The organism is Mesorhizobium sp. M7A.F.Ca.CA.004.04.2.1 (genome assembly GCF_004022825.1).
In the GTDB taxonomy this organism is placed as follows: domain Bacteria; phylum Pseudomonadota; class Alphaproteobacteria; order Rhizobiales; family Rhizobiaceae; genus Mesorhizobium.
This window is the reverse complement of the sequence record NZ_RZPH01000647.1, coordinates 1-3,530: the sequence shown is the minus strand read 5'-3', so window position 1 is coordinate 3,530 and position 3,530 is coordinate 1. Positions and strand designations below refer to the sequence as shown.

4 protein-coding genes and 1 pseudogene are annotated in these 3,530 nt (G+C 63.3%); 2 read left to right on the top strand and 3 right to left on the bottom strand.

The window, feature by feature from the left end; genetic code table 11:
- The first annotated feature begins 260 nt into the window (after positions 1-260).
- Positions 261-1,499, top strand: a complete 1,239-nt coding sequence (locus EN893_RS24545; protein ID WP_128361831.1) for an MFS transporter — start codon at positions 261-263, stop codon at positions 1,497-1,499.
- 51 nt (positions 1,500-1,550) lie between these two features.
- Entirely contained in the window at positions 1,551-1,859 is a 309-nt protein-coding gene (locus tag EN893_RS24540) for an NIPSNAP family protein (RefSeq protein ID WP_127268699.1), read from the top strand.
- Positions 1,860-1,937: 78 nt separating this feature from the next.
- Here the strand turns inward: EN893_RS24540 and EN893_RS24535 are convergent, their stop codons facing one another.
- The 3 genes and pseudogenes from EN893_RS24535 to EN893_RS24525 all read right to left on the bottom strand — a co-directional run.
- Positions 1,938-2,651: a glutamine amidotransferase gene (locus tag EN893_RS24535; protein WP_127268698.1), complete on the bottom strand. Its 714-nt coding sequence runs from the start codon at positions 2,649-2,651 to the stop codon at positions 1,938-1,940.
- 15 nt (positions 2,652-2,666) lie between these two features.
- Entirely contained in the window at positions 2,667-3,146 is a 480-nt protein-coding gene (locus tag EN893_RS24530) for a TerB family tellurite resistance protein (protein ID WP_127268697.1), read from the bottom strand.
- 36 nt (positions 3,147-3,182) lie between these two features.
- Positions 3,183-3,530 (bottom strand): annotated as a pseudogene (locus EN893_RS24525) (heme biosynthesis protein HemY); the annotation flags it as partial.

Here is a 3,530-nt window from a genome sequence, read left to right as displayed (position 1 = left end):
ACTATAGGATGTCCGGCAGGACAGTGAGGGGCAGCGCCAACGTCAACGATTGCTCCGTTCGGCCAGAAACTCATGACGCAGTAGCGCTAATGCATCTCGCTCAAAAGTCGCGACGCGCTTTAGGCTGAAAATTCCTTGATCCAGCACTGATTTTGACGCATATCCGCTGCGAACTGAGCTAAAAGTTCCGCCAGCCGGACCAGCGCCCATCGTGGAAGTGCCCCGCCAGCTGATGCCATTCGAACGGGGCCTCTTAAATCATGACAGCAGAACAGATATCGCCGGACCAGCGCTATGCCGCGTTCCGCCACCGCTCCTTCCTGAGCTATTGGGCGGCGCGTTTCCTCACCACATTCGCCACCATGATCGTGTCCGTCGCGGTCGGCTGGCAGATGTACGATTTGACCCGCGACCCGCTCGATCTCGGCCTTGTCGGCATCGTCCAGTTCCTGCCGTCGCTGCTTCTGGTGCTGGTCACCGGCGTCGTCGCTGATCGCTTCGGCCGCCGCCTGATCATGGCGCTGGCGGTCGTGGTGGAGGCGATGTGCGCGCTGGCGCTGCTGTTCCTGACGCTGCGCGGCATCAGCGGGCCGCTGCCGATCTTCTGCGTGCTTGCCATGTTCGGCGTCGCCCGCGCCTTTTTCGGTCCGGCCTCCGCCTCGCTGTTCGCCAATCTGGTGCCGCCTCAGGATTTCGCCAACGCCATCGCCTGGAATTCATCGGCCTGGCAGACGGCGACCATCGTCGGCCCGGTCGCCGGCGGCCTGCTCTACGGCGTGTCGCCGGAAGCGGCCTACGGAACCGCCGCCGTCCTGATGCTCGTGTCCGGGCTGCTGATCTTCACCATTCCGAAGCCGTCGCAGCGGACCGAGTCGGGAAAGCCGACGATGCAGCACCTGCTCGGCGGGTTCAGCTACATCTGGAGCGAGAAGATCGTGCTCGGCGCCATCTCGCTCGATCTGTTCGCCGTGCTCCTGTCCGGCGCCTCGGCGCTGCTGCCGGTCTATGCGCGCGACATCCTCCAGCTCGGCCCCTGGGGCCTCGGCCTGCTGCGCTCGGCGCCCAGCATCGGCGCCATTTGCGTCGCCATCTGGCTGGCCGGGCATCCGCTTCGCAACCACGCGGGCATGATCATGCTGGTCGCCGCCGCCTCGTTCGGCGCCTTCACCGTGCTGTTCGGCCTTTCCACCATCACCTGGCTGTCGATCGTGGCGCTGGTCTTCCTTGGCGCCACCGATATGTTCAGCGTCTACATCAGGGAAACGCTAATTCAGCTGTGGACGCCCGACCATGTGCGCGGCCGCGTCAACGCCGTCAACCAGGTCTTTGTCGGCGCCTCCAACGAGGTCGGCGAATTCCGCGCCGGCACGATGGCCGCGCTGATCGGCACGGTGCCGGCCGTGGTGATCGGCGGCATCGGCGCCATCGCCGTAGCGGGCCTGTGGATGGTGCTGTTCCCGCAACTGCGCAAGGTGCGCCATCTCGACGGACGCAACTGATCTTCCTACGTTTGACAGCCGACATGCCTCGCCCATGCCACAGGAGCTCTCATGATCACTTGCTACCTGAAATATGTCATCGACCCCTACAAGCTTGCCGAGTTCGAAGTTTATGGCCGTCGCTGGATAGCTCTGGTCAACCGCCTCGGCGGAAACCATCACGGCTATTTCCTTCCGAGCGAGGGGGCGAGCAATATCGCTTTTGCCATGTTCAGCTTTCCGAGCCTTGCCGACTACGAGGTCTATCGCAAGCGTATGGCTGCCGACCCGGAATGCCAGGAAGTGTTTGAAATGGAAAAACGCAATCGCAGCATTCTCAGCTACGAGCGCAGCTTCCTGCGGCCGGTGCTCGAACCTTAAAGCGCGTCGCGCTTTAAGTCTTGTTTTATGCATGTCGTTTTCCCAAAACCGAGGTCGCTTTTGGGCGACATGCATTAGCTATCTGCTCGGCTTGCCGAAAATCATCCGCAGGAACTCGTCCAGCCAGCGCTTGAGATGCATGTCCCAGATCAGCCGGCCGCCGAGATGATCGCGGCCGGGCTGGGCACCGGGCAATTCGAAGCGATGCGCGCCGCGCACCACCCAGCGCTGCATCATCACCCTGGTCAGTTCGCCATGGAACTGGATGCCCCAGGCATTGTCGCCGTAGCGGAAGGCCTGGTTGGGATAGGTCTCGGCCGTCGCCAGCAGCGTCGCGTCCCTGGGCAGCGAGAAACCCTCGCGGTGGAACTGATAGACCATCTCCGGCCAGTGCATCAGTTGCTTGCCGGCTTCGGTCGCTTTCAGGGGATACCAGCCAACCTCGACCAGCCCTTCGCCGTGTCCTTCGACCTTGCCGCCGAGATAGTTGACCAGCATCTGTGCGCCGAGACAGATGCCGAGACATGGCCGGTTCTCCCTCAGCGGTATTTCCAGCCAGTTGGTCTCGCGGCGAACGAACTCGTCCTCGTCATTGGCGCTCATCGGACCGCCGAACACCACCGTGCCGGCGTGGCCGTCCAGTGTTTCGGGCAAGGCGTCGCCAAGCGGCGGCCGGCGGATATCGAGGTCGAACCCTTCTTCCAGCAACATGTGGCCGACACGCCCTGGGCTCGAACTCTCCTGATGCAGCACGATCAGTATCTTTGGCTTCGAACTCGTTTGGCGCGGCATGGGAAGGCGAAAATCCTATTCGTCGCTCGATGTTCCGGTGGCGCCGGGCGCGTGCGCCGCTGCCTTGCGGCGCGCCTCGACGCGATCATGGCGTTCGACGCCGATCAGCTCGGCGACGCGCCAGACGGTGTTGTCCTCGAGCTCGTGCAACTCGCCGTCGGCATAGACGATTTCCCACATCAGGCCGATGAAGGCCTTGCGCGCATCGGCATCGAGATGGCGCTTCAGGACACTGGTGAAGGCATAGAGATCGATCGCCTCATTGTCGGCCCGCTCGCCGGCGGCGGCAAGCGCCTCAAGTTCCGTGCCGCTGATCGAATAGCTCTCCGCCAGCACCGCCTTGAACCGTTCCCACTCGACATCCTGGCGCACGCCATCGGCATTCATCACATGGTAGAGCAGCGCCGAGGCGGCGATGCGCGGATCGTCCGTGCTGGCACGAGTGCCGGCGCCGGCCGGCAAATCCCTGAGAAACGACAGAACGCGTTCAAACATAGATCCATACCCCAACGGCCTGACGGCCTGCCCAACTCAAAACAACCGAAACCGGCGCGGCGATTTCTCCGCTTCCTCGTCCGGATCGACGCCGGGATCGTCCGGCAACCGCGCAAGCTCCTCGGCCGGATCGACGCCCTCGGCATCGCCCGGCACCGCGGCGAAGGCCGCTGCCGTGATCGGCCTGACATGATCTTCTTCGCGACTTTCAGCTTGCTTGCCCGCCGACGTCTCGCCACCGGCGTCATCGATCACCTCGATCGGCCCTTTTTCGCTCGTGGGCTTTGCCAATGCTTCGATGACCGGCGCCGCACCGGCTGGCATGTCGTCATGGCTGTCGATCAACTGGCCGAGACGCTCCATCGGCGCACGCCACTCGAAGGC